Source organism: Methylobacterium gnaphalii, assembly GCF_007992215.1.
GTDB lineage: Bacteria > Pseudomonadota > Alphaproteobacteria > Rhizobiales > Beijerinckiaceae > Methylobacterium > Methylobacterium gnaphalii.
Map to the genome: position 1 here is coordinate 1 of NZ_BJZV01000005.1, position 19,317 is coordinate 19,317.

The 19,317-nt window shown below is 68.5% G+C and carries 10 protein-coding genes and 1 tRNA gene; 6 read left to right on the top strand and 5 right to left on the bottom strand.

Going from position 1 to position 19,317, the window contains the following annotated elements; all coding sequences use genetic code 11:
- The first annotated feature begins 134 nt into the window (after positions 1-134).
- Genes hpnA through shc form a run of 5 tightly spaced genes read left to right on the top strand, consistent with a single transcriptional unit; the run spans position 135 to position 6,287 of the window.
- Positions 135-1,169: a hopanoid-associated sugar epimerase gene (gene hpnA, locus MGN01_RS05775; protein ID WP_147045653.1), complete on the top strand. Its 1,035-nt coding sequence runs from the start codon at positions 135-137 to the stop codon at positions 1,167-1,169.
- Positions 1,166-2,065, top strand: coding sequence for a squalene synthase HpnC (hpnC, locus tag MGN01_RS05780; protein WP_147045654.1), 900 nt, complete (start codon positions 1,166-1,168; stop codon positions 2,063-2,065). The genes hpnA and hpnC overlap by 4 nt, the downstream gene beginning before the upstream one ends.
- Positions 2,062-2,913 carry a presqualene diphosphate synthase HpnD gene (hpnD, locus tag MGN01_RS05785; RefSeq protein ID WP_147045655.1) on the top strand — a complete coding sequence of 284 codons (852 nt, stop codon included), beginning with the start codon at positions 2,062-2,064 and terminating at the stop codon, positions 2,911-2,913. The genes hpnC and hpnD overlap by 4 nt, the downstream gene beginning before the upstream one ends.
- Positions 2,913-4,232, top strand: a complete 1,320-nt coding sequence (hpnE, locus tag MGN01_RS05790) for a hydroxysqualene dehydroxylase HpnE (protein ID WP_147045656.1) — start codon at positions 2,913-2,915, stop codon at positions 4,230-4,232. The genes hpnD and hpnE overlap by 1 nt, the downstream gene beginning before the upstream one ends.
- Positions 4,233-4,271: 39 nt before the next feature.
- Positions 4,272-6,287, top strand: a complete 2,016-nt coding sequence (shc, locus tag MGN01_RS05795) for a squalene--hopene cyclase (protein WP_147045657.1) — start codon at positions 4,272-4,274, stop codon at positions 6,285-6,287.
- 76 nt (positions 6,288-6,363) lie between these two features.
- On the opposite strand, the gene MGN01_RS05800 is transcribed toward shc, so the two are convergent.
- The 3 genes from MGN01_RS05800 to MGN01_RS05810 all read right to left on the bottom strand — a co-directional run bounded on the left by MGN01_RS05800 (position 6,364) and on the right by MGN01_RS05810 (position 16,876).
- Positions 6,364-7,740: an aminotransferase class I/II-fold pyridoxal phosphate-dependent enzyme gene (locus MGN01_RS05800; protein ID WP_147045658.1), complete on the bottom strand. Its 1,377-nt coding sequence runs from the start codon at positions 7,738-7,740 to the stop codon at positions 6,364-6,366.
- The gene (locus MGN01_RS05805) at positions 7,737-15,149 is read right to left on the bottom strand and encodes a type I polyketide synthase (RefSeq protein ID WP_147045659.1); all 7,413 of its coding nucleotides are present in this window, start codon (positions 15,147-15,149) and stop codon (positions 7,737-7,739) included. The genes MGN01_RS05800 and MGN01_RS05805 overlap by 4 nt, the downstream gene beginning before the upstream one ends.
- A 422-nt stretch (positions 15,150-15,571) precedes the next feature.
- Complete coding sequence (locus MGN01_RS05810; protein WP_147045660.1) at positions 15,572-16,876, bottom strand: UDP-glucose dehydrogenase family protein; 1,305 nt, start codon at positions 16,874-16,876, stop codon at positions 15,572-15,574.
- 274 nt (positions 16,877-17,150) lie between these two features.
- Between MGN01_RS05810 and MGN01_RS05815 the strand changes: the two genes are divergently transcribed.
- A tRNA-Val gene (locus MGN01_RS05815) sits at positions 17,151-17,225 on the top strand.
- 70 nt (positions 17,226-17,295) lie between these two features.
- On the opposite strand, the gene MGN01_RS05820 is transcribed toward MGN01_RS05815, so the two are convergent.
- Together MGN01_RS05820 and MGN01_RS05825 are read right to left on the bottom strand one after the other, a co-directional pair.
- Entirely contained in the window at positions 17,296-18,045 is a 750-nt protein-coding gene (locus MGN01_RS05820) for an SGNH/GDSL hydrolase family protein (protein ID WP_147045826.1), read from the bottom strand.
- A 524-nt stretch (positions 18,046-18,569) separates the two neighbouring features.
- Entirely contained in the window at positions 18,570-19,316 is a 747-nt protein-coding gene (locus tag MGN01_RS05825) for an SURF1 family protein (RefSeq protein WP_147045661.1), read from the bottom strand.
- Position 19,317: the final 1 nt, after the last annotated feature.

Consider the following 19,317-nt stretch of genomic DNA (forward strand, 5'->3'; position numbering starts at 1 on the left):
GGACAGCCGCGCGGGGCACCTGCGCCTCGCCTGATCTTGCTGCGCCGCATTATCGGTGAGACAAGCGTACCGCGCTTCGTGAACGCCTGGGCCGACTCGGCCCAGGCGTTTTCCTCATGGTCGATGCGAGAGACATGACAGAGCCGACGTCCAGCGGCCCCTTCGAACCGGGGCCCGTGCTGATCACCGGCGCGAGCGGCTTCCTCGGAGCCGCCCTCGTCGACGTGTTCCGCAAGGCCGGCTTCCCGGTGCGGATCACCGTGCGTGCCTCGTCGCCCCGCACCAACCTGACCTGGACTGACGTGGAAATCGTCGAGGCCGATATGCGCGATCGCGCCGCCGTGAGCTCAGCGATGCGCGGCCAGCGCTACTTGATCCACGCCGCCGCCGATTACCGGCTCTGGGCGCCGGATATGGAAGAGATCGTCCGCACCAACCGCGACGGCACGCGCATCCTCATGGAGGAGGCGCTGAAGGCCGGACTCGAGCGGGTCGTCTACACGTCGAGCGTCGCGACCATCAAACCGCATACCGACGGCACGCCCGCCGACGAGACCCGGCCGCTGACGCCCGAGACCGCCATCGGCGCCTACAAGCGCAGCAAGGTTGTGGCCGAGCGTGTGGTCGAGGACATGGTGGCCCGCGAGGGCTTGCCCGCCGTCATCGTCAACCCGTCGACGCCGATCGGCCCCCGTGACGTCAAGCCGACGCCGACCGGGCGCATCATCCTCGACGCGGCGCAGGGCAAGATTCCGGCCTTCGTCGATACCGGCTTGAACCTCGCCCATGTCGACGACATCGCCGCCGGCCATTTGCTGGCGCTCAACAAGGGCCGGATCGGCGAGCGCTACATCCTCGGCGGCGAGGACGTGATGCTGGCGCAGATGCTCGCCGACATCGCCGGCATGGTCGGCCGCAAGGCCCCGACCACGAGGCTGCCCTACGCCGTGATCTATCCGATCGCCTTCATCTCCGAGCAGATCGCGCGGGTGACCGGCAAGGCGCCGCTCGCCACGATCGATGGCGTGCGCATGTCGAAGTACACGATGTTCTTCTCGGACGCGAAGGCGCGGGCCGAACTCGGCTACACTTCGCGCCCCTATCGCGAAGGTCTCTCGGACGCGATCGCGTGGTTCCGGCAGGCTGGCTACATGAAGGCGTCGCGATGAGCGCTGCGCCCTCCACTGCCACCGAAACCCGCTCGGGCAAGGGCCACCGGGACGAGAATTTCCCCGTCGCGTCCCACCTGATCCATCCGCGCTATCGCGGGGCGATCCTGGCCTTCTACAACTACGTTCGCGCCGGCGACGACATTGCCGACCATGCCGCGCTGTCGCCCGAGCAGAAGATCGCGATGCTCGACGCGCTCGCGGATTCGCTGACCGGCCGGGGGCCCTCCGACCCGGAGGCCGAGCCGCTCAAGCGCGAACTCGCCGCCCACGCTCAGCCGCCGACCCACGCGCTCGAATTGCTCGACGCCTTCCGCATGGACGCGCGCAAGAGCCGTTACGCGAACTGGGATGAGTTGATCCACTATTGCCGCTACTCGGCGATGCCGGTCGGCCGTTTCGTGCTCGACATCCACGGAGAGGATCCGGCCCGGGTCTGGAAGACCTCGGACGCGATCTGCGCGGCCCTGCAGGTGCTCAACCACCTCCAGGATTGCGGCAAGGATTATCGCAACCTCGACCGCGTCTATCTTCCCGAGGACACTCTTCGGAAGCACGGGGCCGACGTGTCGATGCTCGGGGCAACGACCGCCTCGCCGCAGCTTCTCGAGGCGATTCGCGAGCTGGCGCAACGAACCCTCGACCTGCTGGAGGACGGCGCGCCACTGCCGGGGCAGATCGACGACCTCCGGCTCAGCCTCGAAATCGCAGCGATCTACCGCCTCGCGGTCGTGCTGACGCGCGGACTGCTGACGCGCGACCCGCTCTCGCAAAAGGTCCATCACTCCAAGGCCGGCTTCGCGATGACGGCGCTGGGCGGCATCGCGTCGACGCTGGTCCGCAGGCCGTTCCGGCCCCGATCCAACCGCATGACCACGGCGGAGGCCAAACGATGAGCGCCACCGCAAGCCCCGTCGCCGCATCGAGCGCAGACGCACAGGCCCTGCCGGCCGCCGGCTCGTCGTTCTACACGGCGATGCGGCTGCTGCCGGCCGAGCGGCGCGACGCGATGTACGCCGTCTACGCCTTCTGCCGCGCGGTGGACGACGTCGCCGACGATGGCGGCGCCCGCGAGGTCCGCGCGGCCGAACTCGACCGCTGGCGTGCCGACATCGACGCCCTCTATGCGGGCAAGCCGCCCGCCCGCGTCCAGGCGCTCGTCGGGCCGGTGAAGACGTATGGCCTGAAACGCCAGGACTTCCAGGACGTCATCGACGGCATGGCGATGGATGCCGTCGAGGACATCGTGGCGCCGAGCGAGCAGAAGCTCGACCTCTACTGCGATCGCGTTGCCAGCGCCGTCGGCCGGCTCTCCGTACGGATCTTCGGCATGGAAGAGGCGGACGGAATCAAGCTCGCCTGGCACCAGGGCAGGGCGCTCCAGCTCACCAACATCCTGCGTGACATCGACGAGGATGCCGAGCGCGGCCGGCTCTACCTGCCGCTGGAGAAATTCCAGGCGGTCGGCCTGCAGAACCCAACCCCGCAGAGCGCGCTCGCCCATCCCCGGCTCGCCGAAGTTTGCGCCGGCGTCGCCGCCGAGGCCGAGGAGCACTATCGCACGACCTGGGAGATCATCCGCCGCAACCCGCGCAGCGCGACCAAGGCCGCGCGCCTGATGGCAGCGGCCTATCACCTCTATCTCGACGCGGTGGTGAAGCGCGGCTGGACCGCGCCCCGCACGCGGGTGAAGCCGAGCAAGCTCTCGCTCATCGGCGTCGCGCTGAGGCACGGGATCGTCTGATGGCGGGCGTTGTTCACGTTGTCGGCGCCGGGCTCGCCGGTCTCGCGGCTGCGGCTGGTCTCGCGGAGGCCGGCCAATGCGTCGTGCTGCACGAGGCCGCCAAACATGCCGGCGGCCGCTGCCGCTCGTATTTCGATCCGTCCCTCGGCCTGACCATCGACAACGGCAACCATCTGCTTTTGTCGGGCAACCGCTCGGCGCTCGATTTTCTGAAGGTCATCGGCGCACCGGCCACGGCGCTCCAGGGACCGGACGAGGCCGCCTTCGACTTCGCCGATCTGCGCACCGGCGAGCGCTGGACGTTGCGGCCCAATGCCGGGCGCCTGCCCTGGTGGGTGCTCGCCGCTTCGCGCCGGGTGCCCGGAAGCCGGCCGCGCGACTACCTCGCGCCCCTGACGCTGATGTTCGCCGCCTCCGGCAAGAAGCCCGGTCAGGCCGGCACGATCGGCGAGACGATTCCCTGTGAGGGCCTGCTCTACGAGCGGCTCTGGCACCCGGTGCTGCTCGCCGCCCTCAATACGGACCCGCGCGAGAGCGATGTCGGGCTCGCCGCGACGATTCTGCGCGAGACCCTCGGCGCCGGCGGCCAGGCCTGCCGTCCGTTGGTGGCCGTGGACGGTCTCTCGGCGGCCTTCGTCGACCCGGCCCTTGCGTATCTCTCGCGGCGCGGCGCCGAGATCCGGTTCGGTCGGCGTCTGCGCGGCATCAATGCGCAGGGCGGACGCATCACACGCCTCGACTTCACCGACGAGCCCACCGAGATCGGCCCGGGCGATGCCGTGGTGCTCGCCGTGCCGCCCTGGGTCGCCGCCGACCTGATGCCGGGCCTGCCGACGCCGCAGGAATTCCGCTCGATCGTCAACGCGCATTTCGTGGCCGTGCCGCCGCCGGGCAGTCCTCTGCTGCTGGGCATCGTCGGCGGCCTGACCGAATGGCTCTTCGCCTATCCCGACCGTTTCTCGGTGACGATCAGCGGTGCGGATCACCTGCTCGACGTGCCGCGCGAGGATCTCGCCCGCCAGATCTGGCACGAGATCGCGGATCTGCACGGACTTGCACGCGAATTGCCCAGCTGGCAGATCGTCAAGGAGAAGCGAGCGACCTTCGCGGCGACCCCCGCGGAGGCCGCACGTCGTCCGGGTGCGGCGACCGCTTACGACAATCTCGTCTTGGCAGGTGATTGGATCGCGAACGGACTGCCCTCGACCATCGAGGGCGCCATCCGATCGGGAACAAATGCCGCGCTCGCGCTTAGGGGTCGGGCAAGCTTGCCCGTTCCGGCACGTGCGGTCGGACACAGGCACGCGGGAGTTGCGTGACGCATGACGACAGGAATGAGGATTTCGGGGAACGAAGCGATGCGAGAGGCTGCCATCGACAGGATCGACTCGAAGGTCGAGTCGCTGCAGCGTGTGAAGACGCGGGATGTCTCGCTCGATACGGTCGAGCGCAGCATCCAGGCCGCCACGCGCGCCCTGTCTGATCTCGCCCAGAAGGACGGCCATATCTGCTTCGAGCTTGAAGCGGACGCGACGATCCCGTCCGAGTACATCCTGTTCCACCAGTTCCGTGGGACCGAGGTCCGGCCGGGGCTGGAGCAGAAGATCGGCGCCTATCTGCGCCGCACGCAGTCCGCGCAGCATGGCGGCTGGCCGCTCGTGCATGACGGCGCCTTCGACATGAGCGCCAGCGTGAAGGCCTATTTCGCGCTGAAGATGATCGGCGACGACATCGAGGCGCCGCATATGCGCAAGGCGCGCGCGGCGATCCTCAGCCGCGGCGGCGCCAGCAATGCCAACGTTTTCACGCGCTTCCTGCTCGCGCTCTACGGCGAGGTGCCGTGGACGGCCGTGCCGGTGATGCCCGTCGAGATCATGCACCTGCCGAAGTGGTTCCCGTTCCACCTCGACAAGGTCTCTTACTGGGCTCGCACCGTGATGGTGCCGCTCTTCGTGCTGCAGGCGAAGAAGCCGCTGGCGAAGAACCCGCGCGGCGTCGGCGTGCAGGAGCTGTTCGTGACCCCGCCGGCCTCGGTGCGCCACTGGCCCGGCTCACCCCATGCCGCCTGGCCCTGGACGCCGATTTTCGGCGCCATCGACCGCGTGCTCCAGAAGACCCAGGACTACTTCCCGAAGACGCCGCGCCAGCGCGCCATCGACAAGGCCGTGGCCTGGGTCAGCGAGCGCCTGAACGGTGAGGACGGGCTCGGCGCGATCTACCCCGCCATGGCCAACTCGGTGCTGATGTACGACGTGCTCGGCTATCCGAAGGATCACCCGCAGGTGAAGATCGCCTGCGAGGCCATCGAGAAGCTCGTCGTCGAAAAGGACGACGAGGCCTACGTCCAGCCCTGCGTCTCGCCGGTCTGGGACACGGCCCTGTCGGGTCACGCCCTGCTCGAAGCCGGCGGTGCCCAGGCCGAGGCCACGGCGCGCAACGGCCTCGACTGGCTGAAGCCCCTCCAGGTGCTCGACATCAAGGGCGACTGGGCCGCGGCCAAGCCCGACGTGCGCCCCGGCGGCTGGGCCTTCCAGTACGCCAACCCGCACTACCCGGATCTCGACGACACCGCCGTGGTGGTGATGGCGATGGACCGTGCCATGCGCCAGCACGGCCTCGTCACTGGCATGCCCGACTACTCGACCTCGATCGCACGCGCCCGCGAATGGGTGGAGGGCCTTCAAAGCGCCGATGGCGGCTGGGCGGCTTTCGATGCGGACAACAACCACCACTACCTCAACCACATTCCGTTCTCGGATCACGGCGCGCTGCTCGACCCGCCGACCGCGGACGTGACGGCGCGCGTCGTTTCGATGCTCGCGCAGCTCGGCGAGACCCGCGAGACGAGCCGTGCGCTGGATCGCGGCGTGACCTACCTGCTCAACGACCAGGAGGCCGACGGCAGCTGGTACGGCCGCTGGGGCATGAACTTCATCTACGGCACCTGGTCGGTGCTCTGCGCGCTCAACGCGGCCGGCGTCGACGGCAGCCACCCGCAGGTCGCCAAGGCCGCCGCGTGGCTGATCCGCATCCAGAACCCGGATGGCGGCTGGGGCGAGGACGCGCTGAGCTACAAGATCAATCCGGAGTTCGAACCCGGCAAGTCGACCGCCTCGCAGACGGCCTGGGCGCTGCTAGCGCTGATGGCAGCCGGCAAGGTCGATGATCCGGCAGTGGCCCGCGGCATCAACTTCCTGTCGCGCACGCAAGGGCCGGACGGCTTCTGGTCGGAGGAGCGCTACACGGCAACCGGGTTCCCGCGGGTGTTCTACCTGCGCTACCACGGCTACCCGAAGTTCTTCCCGCTCTGGGCGATGGCGCGCTTCCGCAACCTCAAGAAGAGCAACACCGGCAAGGTCGCCTACGGCATGTAAGCCAGTCGCAGCGCGAACATGAAAACGGCCCGGACCGCGAGGTCCGGGCCGTTTTCATTCCGGAGCCTGGGATCGGTCAGACCCCGCGGCGTGCCATGAGTTGCTCGATCAGCGTGCTCCCGGTCTCCAGCGCCGCCAGTTCCTCGGCGATCGCGGTGATCGTCTCCTTGATCTGGTCGGGCGTGTGCTCGGAGGTGATGAAGAAGCGGAGCCGCGAGGCCCGCTCCGGCACCGCCGGATGGATGATCGGCTGAACGTTGATACCGCGCTCATAGAGCCGGTTCGACAGGGTCACGGCCTTCAGGGAATCGCCGACGATCACCGGGGTCACCGCGAGGCCGAGACTCGTCCCCGTGTTGAGGCCCGCCTTCTTCGCAAGCGTCAGGAACAGGTTGCCGTTGCGACGCAGGCGCTCGACCCGCTCGGGTTCGGCGAGCATCACGGCCAGCGCCGCATCGCTCGCGGCTGCCAGTGGCGGCGATAGCCCGACGCTGTAGACGAAACCGCCAGCGGTGCATTTCAGGTACTCGATCAGCACCCCAGGCCCGGCGATGTAACCGCCGCAGGACGAGAGCGTCTTCGAGAGCGTGCCCATCCAGATGTCGACGTCCGAGGGATCGACACCGCAATGCTCATGCAGGCCAGCGCCGGTCCGGCCGAGCACGCCGAGCCCGTGGGCGTCGTCGACCATCAGCCAGCAATCATAGCGGCGCTTCAGCTCGACGAAGGCGGCGAGATCCGGCGCATCACCGTCCATGCTGTAGAGGCCCTCGATCACGATCAGCGCGCGGCGATGTTCGTGGCGGGTGGCCTCCAGGAGCTTCTCCAGGGCCGCCGGATCGTTATGGGCGAAGGAGCGGCGCTGCGCCCCGGAGAGTTGCGCGCCGGTCACCACGCTGTTGTGAATCAGCGCGTCGTGAAAGATCACGTCGGGCGATTCGAGGATCGCGCCGATCGCGGTGACGTTGGTGGCGTGGCCGCTGACCATCACCACGCAGGCTTCGGTGCCGTAATGGGTGGCGAGCGCCTTCTCCAGCCGGCCGTGGCCCGGCCGCTCACCCGCCACGATCCGGCTCGCGGAGGCCGATGTGCCGTAGGCCTCGATCGCCTTGCGCGCCGCCCCGCTCACGGCCGGATGACCGTTGAGGCCGAGATAGTCGTAGGACGAGAAGTTGATGCAGGTCTTCCCCTCCATCCGCGTCGTCGCCCCGGCACGGGTCTCGTGCACGCGGAAGAACGGGTTGGCGACGCCGATCAGGTCGGCGGCGGAGCGCTGCAGCTTCAGCTCGCGGTAGCCCGCAAGCTTCTCGAAATCCTGAGGGGAGTCCGGCGTCTCGCTCTTGGTCTCGGCCGGCGCCGGGGCCGGGCGCACGGGTGTGCGCCCGAGGCGGTTCGTGACGAAGCTGGCCAGGGCCGCGCGGCCCTCCTCGTCGGCCCGTGTCGATCGGGTCATGACAGGATCTCTTTGATCTCGGCCGTATTCTGTTCGACGAGGTCCTGGAACGGCACCAGCGTCTCGGCATCGAGGTCGCCGAGATGCTTCTGAGCGAGCACCAGGGAGGCACCCGCGCTCTCGTCGACCGGGGTCGCGACTGCCTGGATCAGCGTGTCCGCGAGTTCGTTCACCGTGAGACCCGACGAGATGCCGGCCGGCGGCGCATCGAGGGCGAAGCGCTCCTGCAGGCTCGCACCGAGCTCGACGCCCATGAGCGAATCGAGGCCGATCTCCGAGAGTTGCCGGGTGCGGCTGATGTCGTCCTTGGGCAGGCGCAGGATACGGGCGATGTCCTCGACGATGGCGTCGGCGACGGTCTTGCGGACCGTGTCGACGTCGCTGCCCTTGAGGAGCGCGGCGATGTTGATGGCCGCAACGGTGCCGGCCTCGGCCTGCTGGTCGGAGCCGAGATCGCCGTAGCTCGGCGAGCGCAGCGTGGCGAGACGCTCGCGCGCCTTGCCCCAATGCATCGCCGCGATGGCGACCACGGCCTCGTCGGAGGCAGGCCCCTGCGCGGTCAGGGCCTCGGCCATCAGGTCGAGGCAGTGGCGGGCGTCCATCGGCGTGACGCCGACGCGGCCGGCCAGCGTCTCCATTACCGCCTTGTTGCGGGCGAGCACGCCGACATCGCCGATTGCGCCCCAGGCCACAGCGAGCCCCGGCAGACCGAGCCGGCGGCGCTGGCGGGCGAGGCCCTCCATGAAGCCGTTGGCAGCAACATAGGCGCCCTGTCCGGGATTGCCGATGAAGGTGGTGGCCGAGGAGAACAGCACGAAGTAGTCGAGCCGGCGGTTGCGCGTCGCCGCATCGAGCAGCTGGGCGCCGATGACCTTCGGCCGGATCACGGCTTCAAGCGCTTCCGGCTCCAGGTTGGCGATGAGGCCGTCCTGGAGGACCATGGCGCCATGGATCACGCCGGCCAGCGTCTTGCCGGCCTTCTCGATCCCGGCGACCAGCGCATCGACTGCCTTCCGGTCGGTGAGGTCGCAAGATTTCACCTCGACGCCGACGCCCCTGGCCTTCAGGTCGGCGATGACGGCGCGGCCCTCATCGTTCGGCTTAGCCGAACGGCCGACGAGCAGCAGGTGTCGGGCGCCGCGATCGGCCAGCCAGCGCGCGGCCTCGATGCCGAACCCGCCGAGTCCGCCGGTGATCAGGTGGACGCCCCGGTCCGACACTGCGAACGGCGCCTTGCGGGCACGGGCCACGGTGCCGGTCTTCGGCGGCGTGATCACGATCTTACCGACATGCCCCGATTGCTGCATCAGCCGGAAAGCATCGGAGACCTCGTCCGAGGTGAACGGCTGATACGGTAGCGGCTTGAGCCCACTGTCGGAGAACAGCGCGATGACCTCGCGGAACATCCGCGCCCCGTCCTCGCCCTGGTGCTGGAGCACCTGGTCGAGGTCGACGCCGTAATAGGACAGGTTCCGGCGGAACGGACGCAGGCCGATATGGGTGTTGGCGACGTAGTCGCGCTTGCCCAGCTCGACGAAGCGACCGAACGGCTTCAGCACGTTGAGCGAGCGCTCCATCATCTCGCCGAACAGCGAGTTGAGCACCACGTCGACGCCGTCCCCGGTGATGCGGCGGACATCGTCCACGAAGGCGAGGGAGCGCGAGTCGAGCACGTGCTCGGCGCCGAGCGCCTCGACGAGCGCGCGCTTCTCGCGCGAGCCGGCCGTGGCGATGACGCGGGCGCCCTTCCACTTGGCGACCTGGAGCGCGGCAAGGCCGACGCCGCCGGCGCCGCCATGGACGAGCACCCACTCGCCCTTGCGCAGCCGAGCGCAGGTGACGAGGCCGTAATAGGCGGTGAGGAAGGCGACCGGGATCGTCGCCGCGGCGGCCGGACTCATGCCCGACGGCATCGGCGCGACCACCATCTCCGGCACGACGATATGCGTGGCGAAACCCGATTTGGCGAAGGCGACCACCGGATCGCCCACCGCGAAGTCGGTTACGCCGGCACCCACCGCAACGACGCGGCCGGCAACTTCGAGGCCGAGGCGCGGACCGGCGAAGCCATCCTCCAGGATTTCCTCCGGGAGCATGTTGAGCGCCCAGAGCACGTCGCGGAAGTTGAGGCCGGTGGCCTCGACGGCGATCTCGACCTCGCCCTGCCCGGGGGCGGTCCGCTCGGCCGGTCCCCATTCCATCTCGTTGAGGCCGCCGGCATTGCTGCGCTCCAGCCGCGCCGCCGGAGCGGCCTCGACATCGGCGCCGATGCGGCGCGCCGGAAGCCCTGGATGGAAGCGCACCACGCGGGTGCCGTCCTCGTCGAGCACGATCTCCGTCTCCGGCGTGCCGGAGAGGATGAGCCCGCACAGGCGCTGGGAGGCCTGCTCGGAGGTGAGCGCCGGCGAGAGGTCGACACGGCGCACGTCGAGCGAGGCAGTCTCATTGGCGAGCGTGCGGCTGAAGGCCCAAAGGCCCGCCTCGATCGCCACGGCGTAACCGCCACGATCGCGCGTAGCGCCGGGGGCCACCACCCAGAGACGGGTCTGGCGGCTGCCGAGATGCTCGGCGCAGCGCTTGAGACTGAGGCAGCGATCGCGCAGGCGCTCGGACGCCTCACCACCATGGCCGAAGGCGCCGGCCAGGAACACCACCGTGTCCGGGTTCTCGCGCTCCAGCTCGCGTAGCGACTGCTCGGAATCGAGGATGATCGAGACATGCACGCCCGCGGCGACGAGCAACGTTGCTAGGGAGGAGGCCGTATCAGCGGCGAATTCGTCCTCGGAGCCGATGACGAAGGCGAAGCTCTGGCCGTGCGGAGCCACCGGACGCACCGGTGCCTCAGCGAGCAGCAGCAGGTCGTTGCCGTTGGCGGAGGCCGCGCGCTCGGCCGTGACACCGACGAGGCCAGCGCCGCTGAGCACGCGCTGCCAGCCGGCTACGTCCTCCAGGCGGCTGTGCGGCATCTCCGCGGTGCCCTCGAACCAGTTGGGGTCGAGCCCGAAGACCATGTCGCGGAATAGGGCATTGGTCGGCTCGGCGGCCGCGAGCAGGCCGCCGGTCGCGAGGGAGCCGGCGACGGCCGCGAGCAGGGCCCGGTCGGCACGATGCAGTGCGTCGCTCGCCAGGATCAGGTCGAAGGAGGCAGATGCCAGATCCTCGACGGCCTCGATCACCGTGACACGGCGGGGCAGGGCGAGGCGGGCGCGCTCGGCCAGCCGCCGGTCGGCCTCGAAGACGCTGATCTGCGCCTGCATCGTCTCGGCGAAGGCAGCCGCCTTGCTCGAGAGCGGACCGAAGCCAACCTGCAGGATGCGCAGGGCCCGGTCGCGGGGCAGGGCCTCGCGGGCCCTCTCGACGACCTGCGCGATCACCTCGGCGGAGGCGCGGGCCGTGGCACTGCGCATCACGAAGGCATCGAGCGCCGCCTGCGGCAGGCTCGTAGCCGTGACCGGAGACCCGCCAAGCAGGCGGGCGACGAGGGCCGTCACGTCGGCGATCAGCACGAGTTCCGCGGAGAGCTCGGGGTGATCCGCCGCGATCCAGCGCATGATCTCCTCGGGACGCGGCAACGAGACGTCGCCGCGCACGCGCCAAGCCTTGCCGTCATGCGAGGCGAGACCGCTGCTCTCCAGGGCCTGGAGGGCGTTGAGCAGCCAGGGGCGCAGGTCCGCCGGCAGCTTCGCCGTATCGACCCGGCCAGCCTGGGACAGGCCGTCCGCGAGGCGGTAGGCGAGGGCCGTCGCCCAGCCTTCGAGGAGGAGCTGGCCCGGGCCGAGCGGCTCCTCGTCGGACAGGACGGCCGTCGCGGCGCCAGGCCGCATGATCTCGGCGATCTCCGGCTGGCGATCGAGGGCGATGGCCGTGGGCACAGTGGCGAGCTCGGTCGTCTGCGCGATGGCGTAGGCCGAGAGCTCGCTGCCCCCCTTGACGCGAAGTGCTTGGAAGCGGCCCTCGCGGATCGTCGCGATAACCTCGCCGGTCTCGTCGAGCAGGGTGAAGTCGGCGAGGATCGAGCGCTCGTTGCAGCGGCGCGTGCTGATCACGGCGCGGTGGATCACGGCGCCGGGCCGGTTCAGGCGGATTTCGCCGAAGCGCACCGGCACGTAGGCCTTGGCCGAATCCTCGCCGAGCAGCTCGGCGAAGAGCAGGATCAGGCCGTGGAAGCACGAGTCGAGGCGTGCGGGCACGAGGCCATAGCGCGTATCGGCCTCGGCCGGCAGCAGCTCGGAGACGATGGTGGTCTCGTCCAAGCGCGCGGACAGGGCAACTTGGCGGAAGCTCGGCCCGAAGCCGAGACCCGACGCCGCCGCGCGGCGATAGAGATCTTCGCCGGCAACAGCATGCTCGACCGGCATCTCGACGTCGCGGCGCTCGGCCGGCGCGTAGTCGCCGTCCACGATCTTCGCGGTGACGTGCAGCTGCCAGGGCGTCTGTGTCAGGCGCGGCCGGCTGAGGATCTGGACGATGTTGCCCGAGCCGGACAGCCGAACCGCGACCTCGCGCAGCGAGTCCTCCGCGAACACCATCGGCGCCTGGATCTCCAGGTCGGCGAGGACGGCCGTCTCGGAGCGGTGCGCCTCTCGGGCGACCTGCAGGGCCATCTCGACGAAGGCGGCGCCCGGCAGGATGACCTGCCCCTCGATGCGGTGATCGTCGAGATCCGGCACCAGCTGCGCGTCGAGCGCGCCGTGCCATTCCAGGCCATCGGGCGAGACGCGTGAGCCGACGAGCGGGTGGTAGGGGCGCGGCGTCATCCCGCCGACACCCTCGCTCGTCTCGGCGAGGCGGAAGGAGCGGCGCTGCCAGGGATAGGTGGGAAGCGAGACGGCGCCGGCCGGATTCGATCCGAACACCTTCGTCTCGTCGACGGCCGCACCCGCGACGAGCGCGGCGGCGAGCGCCTTGGCGATCGGGTCGCCACCGGCCGGCTTGCGGTGCATCACGCCGACGGTGGAGATCTCGATGCCGAGCGGCTCGACGGCATCGCCGACATGCGACAGCAGCGTGGCTCGGGGACCGACCTCGACGAAGACACGCGCACCCTGGCGGGCCGCCTCCTGGAGGCCATCGCAGAACCGGACCGGCTCGCGGATGTTGCGCCACCAGTAGCCGGCGCCATAGGCCGAGCCCGGCTCGATCGTGCCGGTCACGGTGGAGATCATCGGCGTGTGGCCGGCCGAGGCATCGAGCCCCGCGAGATCGCGCAGGAGCGGCTTCTCGGTCGGATCCATGAGCCGGCCATGGAACGGATATTCGAGGTCGAGCTTGCGCCCGCGACGGCGCTTGCGCGCCAGCGCCTTCATCGCCTCCTCGATGGCGTCGACCGGGCCGGCGACGGTGATCGCCTTGGGGCTGTTATAGGCGGCGATGTCGAGGCTTGGATAATCCGTGAGGAAGGCTTCCAGCTCCTCGACCGGGCCGAGCAGCACGGCCATCGAGCCGAGGCCGCGCGTGGTCTCCTGGTGGTGGCTGCGGTGGAAGATCACCTTCACCGCCTGTTCCAGGCTGAGGATGCCGGCAGCATACGCGGCACCGATCTCGCCGACGCTGTGCCCGAGGACGTAGGCCGGCTTCAGGCCCTGCGCATGCAGGGCCTCCGTCGAGGCCGCCTGGATCGCGAAGATCAGCGGCTGGGAGATCCGGGTGAGCGAGAGCCGCTCGTCGATATCGTCGGCGAACATCGCCTCCTTCAGCGACCAGCCCGAAAGCGGTGCGAACAGGGCATCGGCCCGGTCGAAGGCGGCGGCGAAGACGGTGTTGGTCTCGTAGGCCTCGCGGCCCATGCCACCCCATTGGCTGCCGTTGCCGGAATAGACGAAGACGGCCTCGGCCGCGCGCTCGGCCGCCGTGCCGATGACGGCAGCATCGGTATCCTCGCCCTCGGCGACGTCGCGCAGGGCCCGCACGACCTCGTCCCCGGCGCCGAACGGTACGGCGAGGCGCACGGGCAAGCGGTCCCGGCGGTGGGCCGCCGCGGCGGCGATGCGTGCGGCCTCTGCAGGCGCCGCGGCCTCGAGCCTCTCGGCATAGTCGAGGGCAAGATCGTTGAGCGCTGCGCGGCTCTGCGCCGAGAGCAGCAGGATCTCGGGCTTCTGACTGTCGCCGGACGGTGCCGCGGCGCGAGCGGGGTCGGTGAGCACGACGTGCGCGTTCGTGCCACCGAAACCGAAGGAGTTCACGCCGGCGAAGCGCTCGGCCTTGCCGCGCAGCAGCGCCAGCGGCGCCCGGTTCACCGAGAGGTTCAGCTCGGCGAACGGAATGTCGGGGTTGAGCTCGGCCGAGTGCAGCGAGGGCGGCAGCATGTCGTGTTCGAGGGCGAGGCTCGCCTTGAGCAGCCCGGCGAGGCCCGAGACCGGCTCTGTATGGCCGATATTGGTCTTGATCGAGCCGATCGGCAGCGGCGCCTTGCGGCCCTTGCCAAGCCGCGAACCGATTGCCTTCGCCTCGATTGGGTCACCGACCGGCGTGCCGGTGCCGTGCGCCTCGACGAAGGCGATGGAATCGAGGTTGATTCCGGCCTCGCGATAGACCTGCTCCAGGAGCGCGCCTTGGGCCGTGCCCGAGGGCAGGGAGATGCCGGAGGTACGCCCGTCGGAATTCACGCCGCTGGCAGCGATGACGCTGCGCACCACGTTGCCGTCGCGCGCCGCCGCCTTCGCGGTCTGCAGCACCAGCACGACGCCGCCCTCGGCGCGCACGTAGCCGTCGGCGTTGGCAGAGAAGGCCTGGCACAGGCCGGTCCGCGAGAGCATCGTCGCATTCGAGAAGGAGATGAAGTTGAACGGGCTCGCCAGCACGTTCACGCCGGCTACGATCGCCGTGTCGACCTGCCCACTGTTCAGCGCGACGAGCGCCGTGTCGAGGGCGACAAGGGAGGACGAGCAGGCGGTGTCGAGGGTGAAGCTCGGCCCCTTCAGGTCGTAGATGTAGGAGATGCGGTTCGAGAGGATCGACAGCACGTTGCCCGTCGCGGCGTAGGCATCGCCCGACGCGGTGTCGAGGATGCGCAGGTTGCCGTAATCAAGCGACGAGGCGCCGACGAAGACGCCGATGTCACGGCCTGCGACGGAGGACGGCGCGATGCCGGCATCCTCCAGCGCTTCCCAAGTCAGCTCAAGCAGCAGCCGCTGCTGCGGGTCCATCTGCTCGGCCTCGCGCGGCGAGATGCCGAACACGCCCGGGTCGAAGGACCAGACGTCGTCGATGACGCCCGCGGCCCAGGTGTAACTCTTGCCCCGCTCGTTCGCCCGCGGATGCGCGTAGCGCTCCAGCGACCAACGATCGGCGGGAATCGACGAGACGGCGCAGCGCGCCTCGGTGAGGAGTTGCCAAAGCCCGTCGACGCTCGAAGCGCCGGGAAGGCGGCAGGCACGACCGATGATCGCGATGTCAGTTCGCTTGGTCACGTTCGATTCGCACACGCTCGTGAAAGGGTATGACAAGCCTCTCGGAGAGACCTATCCGGGGGCGGACATCGCCCCCTAGTGTGGCATCGGTATGGTCACCGAGCCCTGCTCGATAACGACCCGTGCCCGAAGTCGATCGATCCGCCGCATTGCCAGGCTTCATCGATCAGGCCGCTTAAGATCTAGCCTCACGCCGGAAACCAATCCAAGACTCATATCAAGCAAAGACGCAACATAGAACGCCATCCGCTCAAACCCGCAAACGTATACTTTAAAATAAACTTATGCGCGAATACCATTTTTAGCACAGACGATCGCGAATCTGAACTTTTTTGAGAGAAAAACATTTTTACAGCGTTGAAATCAATCGAATACAGTTCATTAATGCCAAGGTCGACGTTTTTGCTTAAAATATCGATCCGTCACGCTATGCCAATGCTTGTATAGCGAAAGCCGTGCCGCTCGACGGCGTTTCGGCTGTAGATGTTGCGCAAATCCACCAGGACGGGCTCGGTCATAACCGTACGCAGCCGCGCGAAGTCCAGCGCGCGGAAGGCGTTCCATTCCGTGACGATGACAAGCGCATCCGCCCCTTCCGCGCAGTGATAGGCATCGTCGGCATAGGTGATGCCGTCGAGGAGCGGGCGGGCCTGCTCCATACCCTCAGGATCGTAGGCCCGCACGACGGCGCCGGCATCCTTGAGGCCGGCAACGATCGATAGGGACGGCGCGTCGCGCATGTCATCGGTGTTCGGCTTGAAGGTCAGGCCGAGCAGCGCGACTGTCTTGCTGCGCACCGAGCCGCCGCAGGCCACAATCACCTTGCGCGCCATGGCGCGCTTCCTCTGGTCGTTGACCGCCACCACCGTCTCGACGATGCGGATCGGTGCGCCGTGGTCCTGCGCGGTTTTGACCAGTGCCAGGGTGTCCTTCGGGAAGCAGGAGCCGCCGTAGCCCGGGCCGGCATGCAGGAACTTCTTGCCGATGCGGTTATCGAGGCCGATGCCGCGGGCGACCTCCTGGACGTTGGCGCCGACCTGCTCACAGAGATCGGCGATCTCGTTGATGAAGGTGATCTTGGTAGCGAGAAAGGCGTTGGCGGCATACTTGGTCAGCTCCGCCGTGCGTCGTCCAGTCACCAGGATCGGCGCAGCGTTGAGGTAGAGCGGACGGTAGACCTCGTTCATTACGGCTGCGGCGCGAGCATCCTCGGTACCGATGACGATGCGGTCGGGCCGCTTGAAATCGTCGATGGCCGCGCCTTCGCGCAGGAATTCGGGGTTCGACACCACCGCGAACTCGGCCTGCGGCGCGGCCTCGCGGATGATGCGCTCGACCTCGTCGCCGGTGCCCACCGGAACCGTCGATTTGGTCACCACCACCGTGTAGCCGGTGATCGCCTCAGCAATCTCGCGGGCGGCGGCGTGGACGAAGGACAGGTCGGCGAAGCCGTCACCGCGCCGCGAGGGCGTACCCACCGCGATGAACACCGCATCGGCGCCGGAGACGGCCGGGGCGAGTTCGGTCGTGAAGGATAGGCGCCCCTGGCGGACGTTATCGCCGACCAACGCCTCGAGGCCCGGCTCAAAGATCGGGATGCGGCCTGCCTGGAGGGCCTCGATCTTGCTCGGGTCCTTGTCGACGCAGACCACCTCGTGGCCGAAATCGGCGAAGCACGCCCCGGAGACCAGGCCGACATAGCCCGAACCGATCATCGCAATGCGCAAGCCACGGACTCCTAGACGAAGGAAGCCGACGAAGCCTCCCTGTTGCATCGCACCTGTAGCGGCAATCCCGAAGCGGGCAAAGCACAGGAGCATGTCCGTCTGATGATGGGCACCCGTATCTCCGGGTCGATCGATTTTGCACGCGTGCGCAGCCTTGTCCTGCGGCAGGTCCCCGCTCTCGGGACGATTCCGCGAAAATCGGCAGAACCATCGCTTGCACGGCCGTGCGGCAGCGGTTATAGCCGCCGCCTTGCCGGGGTCCTCGGGCCAGGCCGGGCGCGTAGCTCAGCGGGAGAGCACTTCCTTGACATGGAAGGGGTCACAGGTTCGATCCCTGTCGCGCCCACCATCCCGCCAAACCGGCGAGCGATGACGGTTCAGGGCCCCTCGCGGGGCCCTTTTTCGTTTGTAATTGGAGTTCAGTCCTCGACCGCCTCGGTCTCGGCGACTTTCACGGCGGCGCCGCGCAACACGTCCTCGGCCGCCGCCTGGGCGAGCAGGTCGTAGCCGCGGTCGGCCATGTGCAGGCCGTCGGCGGCGAACAGCTCAGTATGAGTGAGCTTCGCCTGGGTGATCCAGCTCCGCATCAGCGACGAGCGGCGGATCACCGGAATCTCGAGATTGTCGCCGATCTGGCGCACGGCATCGCGGAAGCGATAGGCGCCGGGGGTCGCGTCGAAGCGCGGGCACCATTGCGGCTCCATCAGCACCACGTCGATGCCGGCCTCGCGGATGCGGCGCACGGCAGCCTCCGTCTCCTCGCGAAAATGGTCAAGCGAGATGCCGCGCAGCGCATCGTTGCTGCCGGTCTGCCAGATCACGAGGTCGGGATGCTCACCGATCACGTCACGGTCGAGCCGGGCCATCATCTCGTCGACGGCCTCTCCGCCGATGCCGCGATTGAGTACGCTGATGCCGCCGGACAGATGGGGCAGGGCGCTCTTCAGCAGCGCCTCGAGACGGGCGGGATAGGCTGCGGCCGGCGTGCTCGCGCCGATGCCCTGCGTCGACGAGGAGCCGAACGCCACGATGCGCAGCGGCTCGCCCAGGGCGACCTGCTGCGCGACGTGCGGCAGATGGGTGGCACGGGAAGAGTCGCCGTCGAAGACGCCGAGGTCGAAGGCGTCGGGCAGAAGATCGGCATAGGCGAGAACCGCCGTCGATGACATTGAGAGCCCGACAAGCAGCAGCGCCCCGCGGGCGAGACGCTGCCAGTCTGATCCGAAAACCTTCGACCCGAGATGACCTGCCACGTCCGCCCCCGCCGTCCATCCGGCCCCAGCTTTCCCGGGCGGATGCTAATGCCTCGCGGCGGGCAGGACTGTTACGGAGCCTCGTGCGTTCTTCCTGCACTGTCTCCGGCGCGGTCTGTCGCCCTCTCGTCTGCGAGACGTGTCCGGCGCGCCGCTCTCTGCTTCGTCGCGACTGTCTTTTGTAGAGACGAGGCTTGACGGAAGCTTCACGGATTCGGCCTGTCGGACCGCTTCGAAATACGGGAAACGCCGACAGGGGGCAACAAAAATGCATTAAGAATAATGCTAGCTAAGCAGATATACGCAAAATAATTTCGGAACGCCTGTCGAAGGCGACCGTGTGCACGGCGCGATCGCTCGGTCCGGAGGCTTCGGATCGGGTGCGGCGATCAACGGGCTAAGATCCAAGAGCCGCCTCGCTTGCGCCCACGAAGCGATCCTTATTCCGTTTTGCCCCGCCGGCCCCTGAGGACCTCGCGGTCGAGATAGGCGAGAGCGCCGATGCTCATCGCCGCCAGGGCGAACCAGGTTAGCGCGTAGACGAGGTGCTCGTTGCGGAACGAGACCACGGTCAGCCCGCCCACAGGGAGTTGGCCGGCATCGGCACCCGCATCTGCGTCGACAAAATAGGGGGCGACCTCACCGAGGCCCTGCGCCTGCGCAATCGCCGCGACGTCGCGGGAATACCAGCGTCCGGCCTCGGGATCGTTGGCGCGCAGGAAGCCGCCTCCGGGCTCGCTGGTGCGCAGGAGGCCGGTCAGCGTCACCGTGCCCTTGGGCTGCTGCCAGGCGGCCGGGTCGCGCCGGTCGGCCGGCACGAAGCCACGATTAACCAGCACGGTGAAGCCGCGCTCGGAGCGAAGCGGGGTCAGCACCCAGTAGCCGCCGCCCAGTGCCGTCACGGCCTGGACCAGGGTGGAGCGATCGAAGTCGAAACCGCCAGTCAGACGCAGGCGCCGGTAGGCGTCGGTCTCGGCGCTGATAGCGGGCCAGTCCGCCGGCCCGGGCGCAGGGCCGGGCTCGGCGTGGACCCGCGCCTCGACGCGAGCGATCAGGTCGAGCTTCCAGGCCCGGCGCTGCATCTGCCAGATCCCAAGGCCGACGAAGGCCGCTACCAGGAGCAGGCCAAGCAGATTGATCGCGACGAGCGCGCCGCGCGATCGGTGCGACGTGGCCTCGCCGCTCATG

Bases quoted from the DNA above. Each gene is read 5' to 3' on its own strand.
- MGN01_RS05825 (WP_147045661.1), bottom strand. From the start codon at position 19,316: ATGAGCGGCGAGGCCACGTCGCACCGATCGCGCGGCGCGCTCGTCGCG.
- MGN01_RS05820 (WP_147045826.1), bottom strand. From the start codon at position 18,045: ATGTCATCGACGGCGGTTCTCGCCTATGCCGATCTTCTGCCCGACGCC.
- hpnE (WP_147045656.1), top strand. From the start codon at position 2,913: ATGGCGGGCGTTGTTCACGTTGTCGGCGCCGGGCTCGCCGGTCTCGCG.
- shc (WP_147045657.1), top strand. From the start codon at position 4,272: ATGCGAGAGGCTGCCATCGACAGGATCGACTCGAAGGTCGAGTCGCTG.
- MGN01_RS05800 (WP_147045658.1), bottom strand. From the start codon at position 7,740: ATGACCCGATCGACACGGGCCGACGAGGAGGGCCGCGCGGCCCTGGCC.
- hpnA (WP_147045653.1), top strand. From the start codon at position 135: ATGACAGAGCCGACGTCCAGCGGCCCCTTCGAACCGGGGCCCGTGCTG.
- hpnC (WP_147045654.1), top strand. From the start codon at position 1,166: ATGAGCGCTGCGCCCTCCACTGCCACCGAAACCCGCTCGGGCAAGGGC.
- hpnD (WP_147045655.1), top strand. From the start codon at position 2,062: ATGAGCGCCACCGCAAGCCCCGTCGCCGCATCGAGCGCAGACGCACAG.